This is a genomic window from Roseovarius sp. CAU 1744, assembly GCF_039839345.1.
Taxonomy (GTDB): domain Bacteria; phylum Pseudomonadota; class Alphaproteobacteria; order Rhodobacterales; family Rhodobacteraceae; genus Roseovarius.
This window is the reverse complement of the sequence record NZ_JBDOQV010000008.1, coordinates 33,708-50,321: the sequence shown is the minus strand read 5'-3', so window position 1 is coordinate 50,321 and position 16,614 is coordinate 33,708. Positions and strand designations below refer to the sequence as shown.

At 63.5% G+C, this 16,614-nt stretch carries 17 protein-coding genes; 8 read left to right on the top strand and 9 right to left on the bottom strand.

All coding sequences use genetic code 11. The annotated features are described in order from the left end of the window. Positions 1 to 80: 80 nt before the first annotated feature. Genes AAFO92_RS16540 through fabA form a run of 3 tightly spaced genes read right to left on the bottom strand, consistent with a single transcriptional unit; the run spans position 81 to position 2,642 of the window. Positions 81 to 872: an enoyl-ACP reductase gene (locus tag AAFO92_RS16540; RefSeq protein WP_347536961.1), complete on the bottom strand. Its 792-nt coding sequence runs from the start codon at positions 870 to 872 to the stop codon at positions 81 to 83. 6 nt (positions 873 to 878) lie between these two features. Beyond that, positions 879 to 2,108, bottom strand: a complete 1,230-nt coding sequence (gene fabB, locus AAFO92_RS16535) for a beta-ketoacyl-ACP synthase I (RefSeq protein WP_347536959.1) — start codon at positions 2,106 to 2,108, stop codon at positions 879 to 881. Positions 2,109 to 2,132: 24 nt separating this feature from the next. Then, the gene (fabA, locus tag AAFO92_RS16530) at positions 2,133 to 2,642 is read right to left on the bottom strand and encodes a bifunctional 3-hydroxydecanoyl-ACP dehydratase/trans-2-decenoyl-ACP isomerase (RefSeq protein ID WP_347536957.1); all 510 of its coding nucleotides are present in this window, start codon (positions 2,640 to 2,642) and stop codon (positions 2,133 to 2,135) included. 173 nt (positions 2,643 to 2,815) lie between these two features. On the opposite strand from fabA, the gene irrA reads away from it, so the two are divergent. Then, on the top strand, positions 2,816 to 3,235 hold the full coding sequence (irrA, locus tag AAFO92_RS16525; protein WP_347536955.1) for an iron response transcriptional regulator IrrA: 420 nt from the start codon (positions 2,816 to 2,818) through the stop codon (positions 3,233 to 3,235). Positions 3,236 to 3,280: 45 nt separating this feature from the next. Beyond that, entirely contained in the window at positions 3,281 to 4,276 is a 996-nt protein-coding gene (locus AAFO92_RS16520; protein WP_347536954.1) for an NADPH:quinone reductase, read from the top strand. A 135-nt stretch (positions 4,277 to 4,411) separates the two neighbouring features. Here AAFO92_RS16520 and AAFO92_RS16515 read toward each other — a convergent pair whose 3' ends face one another. Both AAFO92_RS16515 and AAFO92_RS16510 read right to left on the bottom strand, forming a co-directional pair. Next, positions 4,412 to 5,899, bottom strand: a complete 1,488-nt coding sequence (locus AAFO92_RS16515) for a hypothetical protein (RefSeq protein ID WP_347536952.1) — start codon at positions 5,897 to 5,899, stop codon at positions 4,412 to 4,414. A gap of 315 nt (positions 5,900 to 6,214) precedes the next feature. Next, a complete protein-coding gene (locus AAFO92_RS16510) occupies positions 6,215 to 6,643 on the bottom strand; it encodes a peptidylprolyl isomerase (RefSeq protein ID WP_347536950.1) in 429 nt (142 codons plus the stop codon). Positions 6,644 to 6,843: 200 nt separating this feature from the next. On the opposite strand from AAFO92_RS16510, the gene AAFO92_RS16505 reads away from it, so the two are divergent. From AAFO92_RS16505 to pcaD, 5 genes are read left to right on the top strand one after another with little or no spacing between them, the layout of a single operon-like run. Continuing rightward, a complete protein-coding gene (locus AAFO92_RS16505; RefSeq protein ID WP_347536948.1) occupies positions 6,844 to 7,530 on the top strand; it encodes a haloacid dehalogenase type II in 687 nt (228 codons plus the stop codon). Then, the gene (locus AAFO92_RS16500; protein ID WP_347536946.1) at positions 7,530 to 8,363 is read left to right on the top strand and encodes an alpha/beta hydrolase; all 834 of its coding nucleotides are present in this window, start codon (positions 7,530 to 7,532) and stop codon (positions 8,361 to 8,363) included. Before AAFO92_RS16505 ends, AAFO92_RS16500 begins: the two co-directional genes overlap by 1 nt. Next, positions 8,360 to 9,346 carry a threonine/serine dehydratase gene (locus AAFO92_RS16495; protein WP_347536944.1) on the top strand — a complete coding sequence of 329 codons (987 nt, stop codon included), beginning with the start codon at positions 8,360 to 8,362 and terminating at the stop codon, positions 9,344 to 9,346. The genes AAFO92_RS16500 and AAFO92_RS16495 overlap by 4 nt, the downstream gene beginning before the upstream one ends. Next, the gene (locus AAFO92_RS16490) at positions 9,343 to 10,545 is read left to right on the top strand and encodes an endonuclease/exonuclease/phosphatase family protein (protein ID WP_347536942.1); all 1,203 of its coding nucleotides are present in this window, start codon (positions 9,343 to 9,345) and stop codon (positions 10,543 to 10,545) included. Before AAFO92_RS16495 ends, AAFO92_RS16490 begins: the two co-directional genes overlap by 4 nt. Beyond that, complete coding sequence (pcaD, locus tag AAFO92_RS16485) at positions 10,545 to 11,357, top strand: 3-oxoadipate enol-lactonase (protein WP_347536940.1); 813 nt, start codon at positions 10,545 to 10,547, stop codon at positions 11,355 to 11,357. Before AAFO92_RS16490 ends, pcaD begins: the two co-directional genes overlap by 1 nt. Positions 11,358 to 11,406: 49 nt before the next feature. On the opposite strand, the gene AAFO92_RS16480 is transcribed toward pcaD, so the two are convergent. Continuing rightward, the gene (locus tag AAFO92_RS16480) at positions 11,407 to 12,591 is read right to left on the bottom strand and encodes a hypothetical protein (RefSeq protein ID WP_347536938.1); all 1,185 of its coding nucleotides are present in this window, start codon (positions 12,589 to 12,591) and stop codon (positions 11,407 to 11,409) included. Between the two features lie 225 nt (positions 12,592 to 12,816). Here AAFO92_RS16480 and AAFO92_RS16475 point away from each other — a divergent pair, with 225 nt between their 5' ends. Further along, the gene (locus AAFO92_RS16475) at positions 12,817 to 14,049 is read left to right on the top strand and encodes a mandelate racemase/muconate lactonizing enzyme family protein (RefSeq protein ID WP_347536936.1); all 1,233 of its coding nucleotides are present in this window, start codon (positions 12,817 to 12,819) and stop codon (positions 14,047 to 14,049) included. A 25-nt stretch (positions 14,050 to 14,074) separates the two neighbouring features. Here AAFO92_RS16475 and AAFO92_RS16470 read toward each other — a convergent pair whose 3' ends face one another. From AAFO92_RS16470 to AAFO92_RS16460, 3 genes are read right to left on the bottom strand one after another with little or no spacing between them, the layout of a single operon-like run. Beyond that, positions 14,075 to 15,004, bottom strand: coding sequence for an AEC family transporter (locus AAFO92_RS16470; RefSeq protein WP_347536934.1), 930 nt, complete (start codon positions 15,002 to 15,004; stop codon positions 14,075 to 14,077). Positions 15,005 to 15,009: 5 nt separating this feature from the next. Continuing rightward, entirely contained in the window at positions 15,010 to 15,807 is a 798-nt protein-coding gene (locus AAFO92_RS16465) for an MBL fold metallo-hydrolase (RefSeq protein WP_347536932.1), read from the bottom strand. Beyond that, entirely contained in the window at positions 15,807 to 16,613 is an 807-nt protein-coding gene (locus tag AAFO92_RS16460; RefSeq protein ID WP_347536930.1) for a TatD family hydrolase, read from the bottom strand. The genes AAFO92_RS16465 and AAFO92_RS16460 overlap by 1 nt, the downstream gene beginning before the upstream one ends. Between the last annotated feature and the right edge of the window lies 1 nt (position 16,614).

Genomic DNA, 16,614 nt, shown 5'->3' with positions numbered 1-16,614 from the left:
GACTCGTGGCAACAATGCGGCGCTCATCTGACGAAAATCAGATAAGATCCTTGTTTTTAACAAGATTTACGAAAGGCACATCAAAGATGTTCGGGCTGAGGCATCCCCAGAACGTGGTAGCCGCCATCGACGCGGATGATCTCTCCGGTTGTACAGGCGCCCGCGTCCGAGGCCAGGTAAACCGCCGTGCCGCCGATTGCCTCAAGCGTGGCGTTGCTGCGCAGGGGGGCGTTCTGATCCGTATGCTTGTAGGTCTTGCGCGCCCCGCCGATCACCGCGCCCGCCAGCGTCTTCATCGGCCCCGGCGAAATGGCGTTCACGCGGATGCCGTCTGGGCCCAGGTCATTGGCCAGATAGCGGGTTGTCGCCTCCAGCGCGGCCTTGGCCACACCCATGACATTGTAATTCGGCACGACGCGGTTGGACCCCTGATAGGTCATGGTCAAAAGCGTGCCGCCGTTTTCCTTCATCATCGGATGGGCGCGGCGCGCCACCTCGATGAAGGAATAGGCCGAGATATCCATCGAATTCTTGAAGTTGGCGCGGCTGGTGTTCAGGAACCGGCCGGTCAGCTCGGACTTGTCGGAATAGGCGATGGCGTGGACCACGAAATCAATCGTCGGCCAGCGATCGGCCAGCGCGGAGAAACACGCGTCCAGCGAGGCATCGTTGCAGACATCCACATCCAGCAGCAAATCCGAGCCGAGCGATGCGGCCAGAGGTTCGACTCGCTTGCCGAATGCCTCCCCCTGGTAGGAAAACGCCAGCTCCGCGCCCGCCTCGTGCATCGCCTTGGCCACACCCCAGGCGATGGAGCGGTCATTGGCCACCCCCATGATCAGCCCGCGCTTGCCCTTCATTGCATCATTCATATGTGCCTATCCATCGAATTTGCTCAGCAGCATCGACCCGTTCGTGCCGCCAAAGCCAAAAGAGTTGGTCATCACCGTGTCGATACCCGCATCGTCGACCCGGGCCGTCGCAATCTCGGACGCGTCCAACGCGGGATCCAGCGTTTCGACATTGATCGACGGGATAATGAAATCGTGGTGCAGCGCCAGCAGGCAGTAGATCGCTTCCTGCGCGCCGGTCGCGCCCTGGCTGTGGCCTGTCATGGACTTGGTCGAGGATATGGGCGGTGTACTGCCCTGTCCGAAAATCCGTCTGACCGCCTCGACCTCACCCACGTCACCGACCGGGGTCGAAGTGCCATGGGCATTGATATAGCTGACGTTGCGGCCTTCGGGCAGCGTTTCCAGTGCAAGGCGCATCGCACGCTCGCCGCCCTCACCCGAGGGGGCCACCATATCGGCCCCGTCGGACGTGGCACCGTAGCCGGTGACTTCAGCATAGATTTTTGCCCCGCGGGCTTTCGCACGTTCCAGTTCTTCCAGCACCACGATACCGCCGCCACCCGAGATCACGAACCCGTCACGATCGGCATCGAAGGCCCGGCTGGCGCGTTCCGGCGTGTCGTTGTATTTCGACGACATCGCGCCCATGGCGTCGAAGAGGCAGGACAGCGTCCAGTCCAGTTCTTCCCCGCCGCCGGCGAACATCAAGTCCTGCTTGCCCATCATGATCTGTTCCGCCGCGTTGCCGATGCAATGCAGGCTGGTCGAACAGGCCGAGGTGATGGAATAGTTGATGCCCTTGATCCTGTAGGCGGTGCTGAGATTGGCCGAGATGGTCGAGCACATGGTCTTCGGCACCGCGAACGGGCCAATCCGCTTGGTCGCACCGGTCTTCAACACCGTCTGATGCGCCGCCAGCATGGCGCTGGTCGACGGCCCGCCGGAGCCTGCCACGAGGCCGGTGCGCGGGTTGACGATATCGCTTTCCTCAAGCCCCGCATCGGCGATCGCCTGGCCCATCGCGATATGGGCATAGGCCGCGCCCGGCCCCATGAAGCGCAGCGTACGCTTGTCGACATGCTCGGCCACGTCGATGTCAAGCGCACCCGCGATCTGGCTGCGGAAGCCATGTTCTTTCATTTCCTCATTGGCGGTGATGCCCGAGCGGCCGGCCCTGAGAGAGGCCAGCACCTCTTCGGCATTGTTGCCGATGCTCGAGACAATCCCCAGGCCGGTGACAACGACACGACGCATTAGCGATCTCCTTTGGTCAGGGGGTCAGCTTTCGGACAGCGCAACCTTCATGTCCTTGACTTGATAGATGACCTCGCCATCGGCCTCAACCCGGCCATCGGCCACACCCATAGTCAACCGGCGGGTCTGCACCGCCTTGGTAAAATCTACGTGATAGGTCAGCATCTTGCGGTCAGGCCGGACCATGCCGGTCAGCTTGACCTCGCCCACGCCCAGCGCATAGCCGCGCCCCTGCCAGCCCCGCCAGCCCAGGTTGAACCCGGTCAGCTGCCACAGACCGTCCAGGCCCAGACAGCCGGGCATGATCGGATTGCCGGGAAAGTGACACTTGAAGAACCACAGGTCAGGGTCGATGTCGAATTCCGCCACCACGTGCCCCTTGCCATGTTCGCCGCCATCGGCGCTGACATCGGTAATCCGGTCCATCATCAGCATCGGCGGTTCGGGCAACTGGGCATTGCCGGGGCCAAAGAGCTCTCCACGGGCACATTTCAGCAGCGCGTCGCGGTCAAAGCTGGTCGGATAGTCTGCCATACGTGGCGGCCCCTTTCAGTTTTGCAATAATCCGTTACTTCCCCTGTAACACCCGGCAAAAGGCGCTTGCAAGCCCGCGTGCGGCAGCTTGCCTCGGCAATCCGCATGAATCTATTTGAATTCCTCGGCGTGGCGGCCCTATATTGTGGGGCAGGCAAAAAGGACGATCCGACGTGGCATCCGATGCAGCAATAGCAAGAAGCACCAAGTGGCTGAACGGCGCAGGTCTGCGTCCAACGCGACAGCGCGTGGCGCTGGCCACGTTGCTGGTGGGCGACGGGCAGCACCGGCACGTGACCGCCGAAAGCCTCTTTGCCGATGTGCAGAAAATGGGCGAAAGCGTGTCGCTGGCGACGGTCTACAACACGCTTCGGGCCTTTTGCGACGCCGGGTTGGTGCAGGAGGTGACGGTGGATGGCTCGCGCAGCTATTTCGACACCAATACCCATGACCACCCGCATTTCTTCTGGGAAGATGAAAACCGCCTCAGCGATGCGCCCGCCGACCAGCTTGAGATCGCCAGCCTGCCCAACGCCCCCGACGGGACCGAGATCGCCAAGGTCGATGTCGTCATCCGCTTGCGCCGCACCTGAATTTCGGCATTCTGACGGTTGAGTCCCTTGGCCAAGAGGCCCCGCATGCGCGCTATCACCTATTCCCGTTTCGGCCCCGCCGCCGATGTATTGTCGCTGACCGACATGCCCACCCCCTCCCCCGCCGCCGGAGAGGTTCTGGTGCGGCTCGCAATCTCGGGCGTGAACCCGTCCGATGCCAAGGCGCGTGCCGGGGCGCGGCCCGGCGTGACCAAACCGGCCTTCGATCAGATCATTCCGAATTCCGACGGGGCCGGTGTGATCGAGGCGGTTGGCGACGGCGTCGACAGTGGCCGTATCGGCCAGCGGGTGTGGATCTGGAACGGCCAGTGGCAGCGCGCCTTTGGCACCGCCGCTGAATATATCGCCCTGCCCGCCGCGCAGGCTGTTCCCCTGCCCGACGGAATTTCCTTTGACCTGGGCGCGACACTGGGCATCCCCGGCCTGACCGCGGCGCATACGGTCTTTGGCGGCGGCGACATTGCCGGGCAGACCCTGCTGATCAGTGGCGGTGCCGGGGCGGTGGGGCATAACGCGGTGCAGCTCGCGAAGTCCGGCGGTGCGACGGTGATCGCAACTTGTTCGCCAGGGGCCGCGCAGCGGGCACGTGATGCGGGCGCCGATCATGTCTTGGACTATGCCGACCCGGATCTGGCCGCGCAGATCACCGAGGCCACCGGCGGTGCCGGTATCGACCGCGCGGTCGAGGTCGAGTTCGGCGTCAACGCCGCCCTGCTGGCCGAGGTCATGGTGCCGAACGGCACCATCGCAACCTATGGCAGTTTCCTGGACATGACGCCGCAACTGCCCTTTGGTGCCTATCTCTTCAAGGCGCTCAAGATTGACATCGCCCTGATCTACATCCTGCCCAAACCCGCCCGCAACGTCGCCATCGCCCGCCTGCATGCCGCCCTGGCTGACGGCAGCCTGACCCCGGCCATCCACACCACCTATCCGCTGGGGGAATGTGCGCAGGCCCATGATGCCGTGATGACCCCGGGCCGGGCGGGCGCGGTGCTGCTGGAGATCGACCAGGGTTAAGCTGCGCCCTGCACGAAATCGCGGGGGCTTGGCAACCGGCGTCCCCCTCGGCATTGCCGTCCGACAAGCCGGCGCCACGCGCTGCAATGGCAGGGCATGGCGCCAACCGGTACGCGCATCCGGCCACTGGCACGGTCAGCGCGCGTCGGAAACATCGCCCGATGGCAGCGGTTTCGCCGGGTCAAACGTCGCGTAGAGGCCGCGAAGCGCCTGACGTCCATCGGCATCCAGCACCGGAATGTCATTGCGCTCAAGCAGCGCGACAAGATCGTCGGTACTGCCTGCAATCGCCCCGTGAAGCTCCTCGATCAGGGCTTCCCCTGTCATCAGGCCGGGGATTTGTGCAACCGGCATCGGCGGCGGCGCGATCCGGTCGAGCTCGGCCAGATCCTCCGTCGACACGCGCAGCTGCAACCGTGACGGCATCCTGCCGGACATCCGCACAAAGAGCTGCGCCTCGCCGTTCAGATCCTCGATTTCCGCCGCCAGCGCCCTGTCCTCGGGGATTTTTTCCAGGTGGACAGCGAATGTTTCCGCGAAATCCGGCGCATCACGATGTTCGATCAGGTCCGAATAGTCGGTAAGCGACGCCTCGATCAGCGTCTTGACCGGAAGCTGGATGCCCTGCAACGCGGCGATGATTTCGTCGACCACCGCGATGATCTCATCGAGAATCGCCAGGATGGCATTCAGCTGCGCCCGAATGGCGTTCAACTGTTCGATCAGTTCCCGGAGCCGGCGACGATAGTCCTCAAGAGCGGTGATGATGCCCTGAACCGCCGCAACCCGGCGAAGAATGGCATCGAGCGCCCGGTTGATCCCGCTCGCCTCGAGCACCGCGTCGAACAGCGCCTCAACCGCGGACAGAAAGAACGTGATCCCGTCCAGCACCGCCCTGACAATCGGGTTCTGCAGCAGTTGCCGGATGGCATCGCGGATCGCGTTCAGCGCGCCCCGAAGCGGGTTGAGGCTGGCCAGGATGGCGCGCAGGACGCCAAACAGCTTCTCGATCTCGTCCGAGATCGATTTCAGCGCCGACAACAACATGTCCAGCGGCGCAAACAGGGCAATCAGTGCCATGCGCGCCATCGTTAGCTGGCGCGACAGATCTTCCAGCCGCGCAACGGCTCTTCTGATCCGGTCAAGCAGGGATTGGGGCAAGATCCGTTCAAGCAGATCCTGCTGCGGCTCCAGCGCCCGTGCCAGGGTTTCCACCAGAAGCAGCTTCGCGCGGGCCAGCCGCAATCTGGTGATGATCTTGGAAATCGTGTCCCGGGCATCGTCGAGCCCGTTGTCCAGCGCGGTCAGCCTTCGCGCGAAACTGGTCAGGGTACGAGATATGGGGCTAATGACATCGAGAAGCCGGGAGAGCGCTGTGTTCAGCACACGCACGAAGGCCCGGACCGGCGCAAAGGGCAGCAGGCCGATGAACCGCAGAACCGCCCTGAGCGCGGTCAGTATCGCGTTCAGGGCCCTCAACACGGCGGCCCAGGCCCGAACCACCCAGACAAGCAGGCGGATCGTTCGCAGCCGTCTGGATACATCCTTAAGTGGTTGTGTAATGGTACGCAGAATCTCGCGTTTGGCGGCCTGCGCGTCAGCAATTATTCCGAAAATAGCCATTTCGTATCACCTTTGGAGCAAATGACGCCGCAATTTCGGCGACGTCGGACTCACGGATACGTTGTGCAAAAAGTTTCAGAACACCGGCCGGGTGATGACCGGCCGCTGGCAAAGTGTCAGCATGATTTGAACGCCTGCATGCAATTCCGGCAAGCGAACCGGGCAGGATCAGTTTTTTGCGATGTCAAGACCGGGCTGAGACCTGTTTCCATCGGCCAGAACAGCAGATGTGGACCCGGCTTCAGTCTTCCCGCCGCGCGCCGGTCGTGACCTCATGCCCGGCGAAAGTCAGCCATCCGCTCTTCGGATCACCGTCTAGCCGATCGACACCAGTTCAATGGCAAAGGTCAGGTCCTGGCCCGCCAGCGGGTGGTTCGCGTCCAGCGTGACGGTTTCCTCGGTCACGGCAACGACCCGCACCGGGATGGCCTGCCCGTCCGGCGCCTGCATCTGCAGCTGGATGCCAACCTCAAGCGGAATTTCCGCGGGGATCTCGCTGCGGGGCATGTCCTGGCGCGCGTCGGGATGCGGTTGACCATAAGCCTGATCCGCCGGAACCTCGACAACCTTCTTGTCGCCTACTTCCATCCCCGGGATAGCCTGGTCCAGCCCGGGAATGATCTGGCCCGATCCCACCGTGAATTCCAGCGGGTCGCGGCCGGCGCTTGAATCGAATTCCGTGCCGTCAGCCAACGTACCGGTATAGTGAAGGCGCACCGTATCGCCCGATTTGACCTGGCTCATCAGTTTTCCAATCGTGTCTTGAAACAGGGTATCAAGGCCGCGCATCGGCGCGCGGGTTCTTGGGCGAAGTGCGCATTACGCTATCCTTTGCGCCAGGTGATTGCAAACCGTTAACCACGGCGCGGGCAACCGCCCAGATTGACCTTCCCCCTTCCGCCCATCCATGCCAGTCTGCGCCCCAAATGAACCGGAGGGAAAGAATGCCCATCACCACCTGTATATTCGACGCCTATGGTACGCTTTTCGACGTGGGTGCCGCCGCCCGCAACGCCGCTGCCGAACCGGGGCGCGAAGCCTTTGCCCGGGATTGGCCGCAGATTGCCAATGACTGGCGGCTGAAACAGCTGCAATATACATGGCTGCGCGCCATCACCGGCAACCACGCGGATTTCTGGGATGTCACGCAGGACGGGCTGGACTGGGCATTGGAAGCCAGCGGTCATTCGGGCGATCCCGAACTGCGCGAGCGCCTTTTGCAGCTTTATTGGGAGCTCGAGGCCTATCCTGAAGTGCCGGCCATGCTGTCGGCCCTGAAAGCAGGCGGCATGAACACGGCTATCCTGTCCAACGGCTCGCCCGCGATGCTGGACGGCGCGGTGCAATCGGCCGGGATCGGTGACGTGCTGGACGATGTGCTGTCGGTGGAAAGCGTCGGCATCTTCAAACCCGCCAGCGTGGTCTATGACCTTGTCGAATCCCGTTTCGGCTGCGCCAGGAACGAAGTGCTGTTCGTGTCGTCCAACGGCTGGGATGCGGGCTGTGCGGCGGGATATGGTTTTACCACGGCCTGGGTCAACCGCGGCGGAGACCCCGTGGACCGCTTGCCGGCCAAACCCGACCATTTCCTCGAGGATCTTACCGGCATTCCCGGCCTGGCGGGCGTCTGATGCCTACGTTCCGGACCTCGGACGGCCTGACGCTCTATTACGAGGATGACGGCACCGGCATTCCCGTGCTGTGCCTTGCCGGGCTGACCCGGAGCAGCAGGGATTTCGACTTTCTGGCGCCGCATATGGCGCATACCCGGCTGATCCGGATGGATTACCGCGGGCGCGGGAAATCGGATTACGACCCTGATTTCATGAACTACTCCATCATGCGCGAGGCCCAGGACGCGATCGAACTGCTTGATCACCTGGGGCTGGCGCAGGTCACGCTACTGGGCACGTCGCGCGGCGGGTTGATCGCGATGCTGCTGGCCTATGCGCACAAGGCGCGGCTGAACGGTGTGATCCTCAACGATATCGGGCCTGACGTCGATCATGCCGGGTTGGAACGGATCATGGAATATGTCGGCAAGGAGCCCAATTTCGCCACCTACGCCGATGCCGCCGAGGGGTTGGCGGCGGTCTATGGCAGGGATTTTCCCGGCGTCATTTACAACCGCTGGCTGGTGCAGGCCGAATTCATGTGGCAGGAGCAAGGCAAGGCAACCCTGGCATTGCGCTATGATGCGCGTCTGCGCGATGCGCTGGTGGGTCAGGCGCGGGCCGGCGACGCGCCGGATCTCTGGCTGTTGTTCGACGCGCTGGACGGTCTGCCACTAGCCTCGATCAGGGGTGCCAATTCCGACCTGCTGACCGCCGCGACCCAGGCCGAGATGGCCCGGCGCCACCCCGGCATGATCGCCGCCACCGTGGCCGACCGGGGCCATGTACCCTTTCTGGACGAGCCGGAGGCGCTTCTGGCAATCACGCAATTGCTGGAGCAGGTAAAATGACCGACATCACCATGATCCGCGCGGCGGCGGACCGGCTCAGGGGCCATGCCCGCCGTACCCCGCTGCTGAACTCACCCTTTGTCGATCAGATCGCCGGGCGGCGCGTGTTCATCAAGCCCGAATGCCTTCAGCACACCGGCAGTTTCAAGTATCGCGGCGGCCGCTCGGCCGTCTCGGCGCTGGACGCGGCAACCCGCGCGCGCGGCGTGATCGCCTTTTCCAGCGGCAACCATGCCCAGGGCGTGGCCCTGGCGGCGCGTGAATTCGGCGTGCCGGCGATCATCATCATGCCGGCTGACGCACCGCAGATGAAGATCGACAACACCCGCGCCCTGGGGGCCGAGGTCGTGCTTTATGACCGTGCGGGCGGCGAAAGCCGCGAGGCGCTGGGCGACAAGCTGACCGCCGAACGCGGGCTCACGCTCATCAAGCCCTATGATGAGCCACAGGTGATTGCCGGACAGGGCACGACGGGGCTTGAAATTGCCGAGGATGCCAACGCACTGGGCATCGAAAATGCTGATGTGCTGGTCTGTTGCGGCGGCGGCGGCCTGACATCGGGCATCGCGCTGGCGCTGGAGGCCGACGCGCCCACCCTGCGCCCGCGTCCGGTGGAACCGCAGGGATTTGACGATGTGAAACGCTCGCTGGCGTCGGGGCAAATCGAAACCAACAATGCCCAGTCCGGCAATATCTGCGACGCGATCCTGACCCCCGCGCCGGGGCAGATCACCTTTCCGATCCTGCAACGCCTGTGCGGCCCCGGCCTGGCAGTCAGCGAAGAGGAATGCCTGCGGGCAATGGCGATTGCCTGGGCGCGGCTGAAGGTGGTCGCCGAACCCGGCGGCGCCGCCGCCCTCGCCGCGGCGCTCTTTCACGGCGACCAGATCAAAGGCGATACGGTCATCGTCACGATCTCGGGCGGCAATGTCGACGCCGGCGTCTTTCAGACCGCCCTCAGCAAATACGGGGATGACGTATGACCGAGTTCACCATCGCCAGCTTCAACGTCAAGAACCTGATCGAACCGGACAAGGAATATTACGAGTTCCAGCAATACACGCCCGAAGAACACGCCTGGAAAGAGGACTGGATGGCAAACCAGCTGCTGACGCTGGATGCCGATATCGTGGGTTTCCAGGAGATTTTCGAAGAAGAAGCCCTGCGCAGCGTGATTGACGAGACCAACCGGCGGGCCGAGGCGCTGAACGCAGCCACCCTGCCCGACAAGTCCAAAAGCTACCGGCGCAAGGTGATTTTCCGCAAGCTTGCGGTGGAACCCTATACCGACGCCGCGCTGGCCTTTGCCCCCAATGCCGCGGATGAGGGCGTGCCTGGCCAGCGGCGTCCGGGGCTGGCGCTGCTGTCACGGTTCGGTTTCGAGGGGGCGCCCGAGATGATCCAGGATCTGCCGCAGCCGCTGGACATCCCGTTCCAGCCCCTGCGCGGCATGGAAGGGGACCAGGAGGCCGGGTTCTATCGCCTGCGCCGGCTGTCGCGCCCGATCCTCAAGGTGCGGGTGCCGGTGGGCAATCGGGTCATCACCGTGTTCAACTGCCACCTGAAATCCAAGCTGGGCGAATATCTGAAACCCAAGGGCGCCGAATACGCCCCCGAAGAAGATCTGACCCGCTATGACCCGGTTGGCCGCGCCCTGGGCAGCCTGCGCGCCGCCGTCCGTCGCATGGCCGAAGCCTGGGTGCTGCGCGGCGAGATCGTCAAGGAGATCAACGCCGGCCACCCTGTCATGGTGATGGGCGATTTCAACGATGGCGAACATGCGGTCAGTTCGGAAATCATCGCCGGTGAAACCCCGTTCAAGAACTATGCCTGGATGTTGCGACACGATGCCAAGGCGGCGAATGACCGCTATTCCGCCGAGGAACACCGCCAGATCACCGGCGATATCGAACGCGTCCGCCTGCATTCGGCGGAGAAACTCTTTGTCCGGAAATCCCTGCGCGACATGGTTTATACCTCGGCCTTCGGCGGCGTGTACGAGAGTATCGACCAGTTGTTCCTGTCGCGCCATTTTCATCCCGACAATCCCGACCGCATCGGCGACATGACCTATTTCAGCGTCTTTAACGACCACCTGACCGATGGCTCCCACCCCGAGGCACCCTATAACAAGCTGGCCTCGGATCACGGCCAGATCGTCGCCCATATGGCGCTGCGCTGATGGCGCGGGTCGATCTGGGCGACATCGCCTTGAACGTGGTCGAGGATGGCGATCCGGACGGCGCGCCGCTGGTCTTTGCCAATTCGCTCGGTACCGATCTCAGGCTGTGGGACCAGATTCTGCCGCTGCTTCCCGCGGGGCTCAGGATCATCCGGTATGACATGCGCGGGCATGGCGCCTCGGACTGTCCGCCCGGCCCCTATTCGATGGGCCAGCTGGTGCGCGATGCTGAACAGCTGCTGGATCATCTTGGGCTGCGCGATTGCGTATTTGTCGGCCTCAGCATCGGCGGGATGGTGGCGCAGGGCCTGGCGATCAAGCGGCTGGATCTGGTGCGCGGCGTGGTCCTGTCGAACACCGCCGCGAAGATCGGACAGGCCGGCATGTGGGACGACCGTATCAGGGCGGCCCGGGCGGGCGGTATCGAGGCGCTGGCGGATGCGACGATGGCGCGGTGGTTCACCCGTGCCTTTCGCGCTTCGCCCGCGGTGCGGTTCTGGCGGGACATGATGACAAACCAGCCGCTCGAAGGGTTCATCGGTTGCATGAATGCCATCTCGGGCACCGATTTCTACACCCCCACCAGCGGGCTGCGCCTCCCGGCGCTTGGCATTGCCGGGTCCGATGACGGCTCCACCCCGCCCGATCTGGTTCGCGAAACGATCGAACTGATCCCCGGCGCCGATTTCCACCTGATCCGCCGCGCCGGTCATCTGCCTTGCGTCGAACAACCCGACGAATATGCGCGCATCCTTTCAGGGTTCCTGCACAAGATCGGTCACGTTCACATCGACCCGGGACTGGATATATGACAGCCTGCCGCTCAGGCGGGCCGCACGCATGGCACGGCCCGTCTGCGGCTCAGCGGCGGCGCAGGGCCAACAGGCCAAGCGCGCTCAACAACAGGATACCGCCTGCGGGCAGGGGTACTGTCGAAATGCCCGTGGGGCCGTCATAGAAGGTGACCGGGCGCGGCTTGTCGAAGATGCCCGGAAACTCGGCTCCCGAAGCAAACACCGTGGTTTCGCCGTCGTCCAGAAAATCCAGGTCGCCGTTGAGATCCTGCAACAGGTAAACGCCCGTTGTCTGCGGTGTCAGGCCGTTGGAAACCAGTGCCAGCGTTCCCGACCCGTCCGAATTCAGGTCAAATCCGAAATCCAGACCGAACCCATCCGGCAAGGCGCCGGCATTCCAGACCTCGGTCGCTTCGTCAGCGGCGTCAATCGTACCGTCGCCGTTCCTGTCGATAAGCGCATAAAGCGAGGACGGGTTTGCGAAGTCCAGAAACTCGAGCGTATAGACCGTGCCGTCCTGCGCGGTCATCCCGAAATCCACCGGCGCGCCATAGGGATTACCCTCTGAGATAAAGATGCTCACCTCATCTGCCTCGACAACGCCGGACCCGTCCACATCCTCGGCGCGGTAGATAACGTTGTCATCCGTACCCACCAGGTCTGAGATATACGCGACATCGCCATCGAACGAGATTTCAAACGGAGACGACTTGCCGTTCAGCGCCTTCAGGTCCAGCCAGGGCGTTGCTTCGCCCGCGTCATTGGCGTCGCCGTCATTGTTCAGGTCAACGGTGCGAAATATGAAATCGCCGCTTTGATCCGAAAGGACATCCGCCTCGGTCACGTAAACCGCACCGTCGGCGCCGACCGCCATGCCGTTGGGCGTGTGCAGCTTGTAGCCTCCCGCGTTGGCGGAGGAAAACCAGACCCGCGATTCCCCGACATCATTGGCATCGCCATTGCCATCCAGATCTTTCAGCCGGTAGACCGTGTCGGTGTCGCCCTCACCCGCGTAGTAGACGCCGTCCTTGCCCTCCAGCGTGAAGACGTTGAGGCCAGTCAGACCCAGGGCAGAGCCGTCGAAGAACAGCGCGCCCTCGGCGCCGCGGGTGGTACCGTCACCGTCGGTATCCGAAAACCGGTAGATACCTTCTTTGGCCAGGTCAGCCATCAGGATCGAGAGTGTCTTGGCCTGCCCGGCCGCCGGTAGCGCCAGGAAGGGTAGCAGTGTGATGTAGGATATCTTTGTCATATCGCCTCCGAAGTTCCAGTGAAACGGGCTGGCTGGCATCGGATGCTTGGGCGAGCTGCAGGTTCAAAACCTGGGGCTGTGATACGCTGCCTATTACCGGTGTCAACCGCCGGTTTCACCAAACCCGGCGATGCCGGGAAAAATCAGGCACGCCGACATCGCATTCGGGCTTGCGCTACGCCCGGCGCTCGGGGCAGCGTTGTCGAAACGGATCGGAGCCATCCCATGCGCCTGCAAGACCTCGAGATCATCGTCACCGCCCCGCCGGCCCCCGGCTGGGGCGGGCGTTACTGGATTTTGGTGAAACTGACCACGGATACCGGCATTGTCGGCTGGGGCGAATGCTACGCCTCCTCGGTCGGCCCCAAGGCGATGAAAGCGGTGATCGCGGATGTGTTCGCGCGCTACATGCAGGGCGAAAACCCCGAGAATATCGAACTGATGTTCCGGCGTGCCTATTCGTCGGGTTTCACCCAGCGTCCCGACCTGACCGTCATGGGCGCGTTTTCCGGGCTTGAGATCGCCTGCTGGGACATTCTGGGCAAGGCACGCGAGCGGCCCGTCTGGGCGTTGCTGGGCGGGCGGATGAATGACCGCATCCGCGCCTATACCTACCTCTACCCCCTGCCCCATCACGATATCACCGATTTCTGGACGTCGCCGGGGATAGCGGCCGAAACCGCCCTGGCGATGGTCGACCTGGGCTATACCGCCGTCAAGTTCGACCCCGCCGGGCCTTACACGCTGCGCGGCGGGCACATGCCCGCAATGACGGATATTGATCTGTCGGTCGCATTCTGCCGCGCGATCCGCGACGCTGTCGGCACCCGTGCCGATCTGCTTTTTGGCACGCATGGCCAGTTCACCACCGCCGGCGCGATCCGCCTGGGCAAGGCGCTGGAACCCTATGCGCCGCTCTGGTTCGAAGAGCCGATCCCGCCGGATAGCGTGGCCGAGATGGCTAAGGTGGCGCAGGCGGTCTCGATCCCGGTGGCCACCGGCGAGCGGCTGTGCACCAAGGCCGAATTCGCCCCGGTCCTGCGCGCGGGCGCGGCCACGATCCTGCAGCCGGCCCTGGGCCGGGCGGGCGGCATCTGGGAAATGAAGAAGGTTGCCGCCATGGCCGAGGTCTATAACGCGCAGATGGCCCCGCATCTCTATGCCGGGCCGGTGGAATGGGCGGCCAACATTCATCTGGCCGCGTCGATCCCCAACCTGCTGATGGCCGAAACCATCGACACGCCGTTTCACAACGCGCTGATAAAGAACAGCATTCGGATCGAAAATGGCTTCATCCTGCCACCCGAGGCACCCGGCCTGGGCATCGAGATCGATGAAGACCTGGCCCGCGCCAACCCCTACACCGGCACCGGCCTGCACCTTGAGATGCAGGAAGCGCCTTGCGATTACGCCAACGGCAACGCATTTACCGGCGGCGCGCCGCCGCAAGACGTTTAGATTGGCAGGGGGGAAGCGGCGCTGCTTAGGGCAACAGCGCCAGCCAGACCCAGACCGTCAGGATCGACAGCGCCGTGCCGATCAGCACGCCCGAGGCCGCCACCCGCCGGGCCGCGCCATACATGTTGGCGAAGATATAGGTGTTGATCCCCGGCGCCATCGCCGCCGTCAGCACCGAGGCGCGCACCACCTCGACCGGCAGCGCGAAGGCCGCGACCAGCCCGCGGGTGATCATCGGGTGCACCACCAGCGCGATGGCACAGACAAACAGGATCACGCGCAGATCCCCCTCGGGCCGGTAACGCACCAGCACGCCGCCCAGACCAAACAGCGCCGCAGGCAGCGCGGCGCGCACCAGCAGGTCCAGCCCGTCATTCAGCACGCCGGGGATCGGGAAACCGGTCAGGTTGACGATGAACCCAAGCGCGATCCCGATGATCAGCGCGTTGGAGAACATCGCCTTCAGCACCTTGCCCACCAGTGACACGCCGGCAGTACCCCGCGCGCGGGTGATCTCCATCGCGGTGATGCCGATCCCATAGCAGAAGGGTGAATGCATCGCGATGATGGCAAAGGTCGTGTTCATGGCCTCTGTCCCGTAGGCGCGTTCGGTCAGCGGCAGGCCCAGCAGGACCGTGTTGGAGAACAGACAGCAAAAGCCGATCGCCACCGCATCCTCCCACGATCGCCCGAACAGGTGGCGGGCGCCGAAAAGCCCCAGCAGGAACCCCGCCAGCGCGCCGGCATAGAAGCTGGCAAGCAGCCGCCAGTCAAAGCTCTGCCCCAGGTCGAGCCGGGCGATAGCGGTAAAGAGCAGGCAGGGAATGGCAAATTTCTGGGTGAAATTCATCAGCCCGTCGACGCCCGCGTCGGAAAACCAGCCGCGCCAGACGGCGAAATAGCCGAACCCCGTGACCACAAACACTGGCAGGATGACTTCGAGCAGCGCCTGCATCCGCGTCAGTCCGGGTAGGCGATCACCATGCCGTCATAGGCGGCGGTGATCCAGTCGGGGGTTTCAGCAATCACCGCCTGGTAATCCAGATCTATGTGCATATTGGTCAGGACGCCCTGTTTCGGGCGGGCGCGTTTCATCCATTCGACCGATTGCTCGAAATGCGAATGGGTCGGATGCGGCTTGCGGCGCAGCGCATCGAGCACCCAGCAATCCAGCCCCTCGAGCACCGGCCAGACCGCGTCGGGGATCTGTGCCACATCGGGCAGATAGGCCAGCCCCGCGATCTTGAAGCCAAGCGCGTCGATCGAGCCGTGACCCACCTTGAACGGCGTCAACGTCACCTGCCCGCCCGCACCGTCGATCACCACCGGGCCGTCGATTGTGTGCATGTCGAGGATCGGCGGATAGGGCGACCCCTCGGGTTGCACGAAAGCATAGCCGAAACGCGAAAACAGCGCGTCCTGCGTGGCACCGTCGGCCCAGACCGGCAAGCGGCGCTTCATGTTGAAGACGATCATCCGCAGGTCGTCCAGCCCGTGCACGTGATCGGCATGGGCATGGGTATAGACCACGGCGTCAAGCTCTCCTACACCGGCATCCAGAAGCTGGGTGCGAAGGTCGGGCGAGGTGTCGATCAGAACCCGCGTGATGCCGCCATCCGCCACCCGCTCGACCAGCATCGAACAGCGGCGGCGGTAATTGCGCGGATTGGACGGATCACAATCGCCCCAATGCCCGCCCAGCCGGGGCACCCCGCCGGACGACCCGCTGCCAAGGATGGTAAAGCGCAATTCGGCCATCAGGCGGCGTCCTCATAGGCCGCGGCCTTCCAGAACAGCCGGTCGAAATTGGCCTGGGTCTGCGCGGCGAATTCCGGCCAGTCCATGCCGAATGTCTCCGCGCCTTTCTGCGCGGTGTGCAGCGTGTAGGCAGGCTCGTTTCGCTTGCCGCGATAGGGAGGCGGCGCAAGATAGGGCGCGTCGGTTTCGACAAGGATACGGTCCACTGGCGCAGCCGCGAATATGTCACGCAATTCCTGGCTCTTGGGAAAGGCGGCAATACCCGACATCGACAGATAGAAACCCAGGTCGAGCGCCGCCCGCGCCAGCCCCGCGCCGGAGGAAAAACAGTGCATGACGCAGGCATAGGCGCCATTGCGATGTTCATCTGTCAGGATACGGGCCATGTCGTCATCGGCGGCGCGGGCGTGAATGATCAGCGGCAGGCCTGTCTGACGCGCCGCCTCGATATGGACAGCTAGGGATTTCTTTTGGATTTCAGCGCTTTCCGAGGTGTAGTGATAGTCAAGACCGGTCTCACCGATACCGACGAATTTCGGGTGCCGCGCCAGGGCGACCAGGTCATCGACCGTGGCCAGCGGTTCGTCGGCCGCGCTCATCGGGTGGGTGCCCGCGGCATAGAAGACCGGCGCGTATTTCTCGGCAATCGCGCGCACCTGCGGCTCCAGCCGCAGCCGGGTGCAGATCGTGACCATGCGGGTAACACCGGCCGCCACGGCACGGTCGATCACGTCATCGCGTTCAGCGTCGAAATCCGGGAAATCGAGGTGGCAATGGCTGTCGGTGATCTGGATCTGGTCTGTCATA

Bases quoted from the DNA above. Each gene is read 5' to 3' on its own strand.
- AAFO92_RS16540 (WP_347536961.1), bottom strand. From the start codon at position 872: ATGAATGATGCAATGAAGGGCAAGCGCGGGCTGATCATGGGGGTGGCC.
- fabB (WP_347536959.1), bottom strand. From the start codon at position 2,108: ATGCGTCGTGTCGTTGTCACCGGCCTGGGGATTGTCTCGAGCATCGGC.
- fabA (WP_347536957.1), bottom strand. From the start codon at position 2,642: ATGGCAGACTATCCGACCAGCTTTGACCGCGACGCGCTGCTGAAATGT.
- AAFO92_RS16520 (WP_347536954.1), top strand. From the start codon at position 3,281: ATGCGCGCTATCACCTATTCCCGTTTCGGCCCCGCCGCCGATGTATTG.
- AAFO92_RS16515 (WP_347536952.1), bottom strand. From the start codon at position 5,899: ATGGCTATTTTCGGAATAATTGCTGACGCGCAGGCCGCCAAACGCGAG.
- AAFO92_RS16510 (WP_347536950.1), bottom strand. From the start codon at position 6,643: ATGAGCCAGGTCAAATCGGGCGATACGGTGCGCCTTCACTATACCGGT.
- AAFO92_RS16505 (WP_347536948.1), top strand. From the start codon at position 6,844: ATGCCCATCACCACCTGTATATTCGACGCCTATGGTACGCTTTTCGAC.
- AAFO92_RS16500 (WP_347536946.1), top strand. From the start codon at position 7,530: ATGCCTACGTTCCGGACCTCGGACGGCCTGACGCTCTATTACGAGGAT.
- AAFO92_RS16495 (WP_347536944.1), top strand. From the start codon at position 8,360: ATGACCGACATCACCATGATCCGCGCGGCGGCGGACCGGCTCAGGGGC.
- AAFO92_RS16490 (WP_347536942.1), top strand. From the start codon at position 9,343: ATGACCGAGTTCACCATCGCCAGCTTCAACGTCAAGAACCTGATCGAA.
- pcaD (WP_347536940.1), top strand. From the start codon at position 10,545: ATGGCGCGGGTCGATCTGGGCGACATCGCCTTGAACGTGGTCGAGGAT.
- AAFO92_RS16480 (WP_347536938.1), bottom strand. From the start codon at position 12,591: ATGACAAAGATATCCTACATCACACTGCTACCCTTCCTGGCGCTACCG.
- AAFO92_RS16475 (WP_347536936.1), top strand. From the start codon at position 12,817: ATGCGCCTGCAAGACCTCGAGATCATCGTCACCGCCCCGCCGGCCCCC.
- AAFO92_RS16470 (WP_347536934.1), bottom strand. From the start codon at position 15,004: ATGCAGGCGCTGCTCGAAGTCATCCTGCCAGTGTTTGTGGTCACGGGG.
- AAFO92_RS16465 (WP_347536932.1), bottom strand. From the start codon at position 15,807: ATGGCCGAATTGCGCTTTACCATCCTTGGCAGCGGGTCGTCCGGCGGG.
- AAFO92_RS16460 (WP_347536930.1), bottom strand. From the start codon at position 16,613: ATGACAGACCAGATCCAGATCACCGACAGCCATTGCCACCTCGATTTC.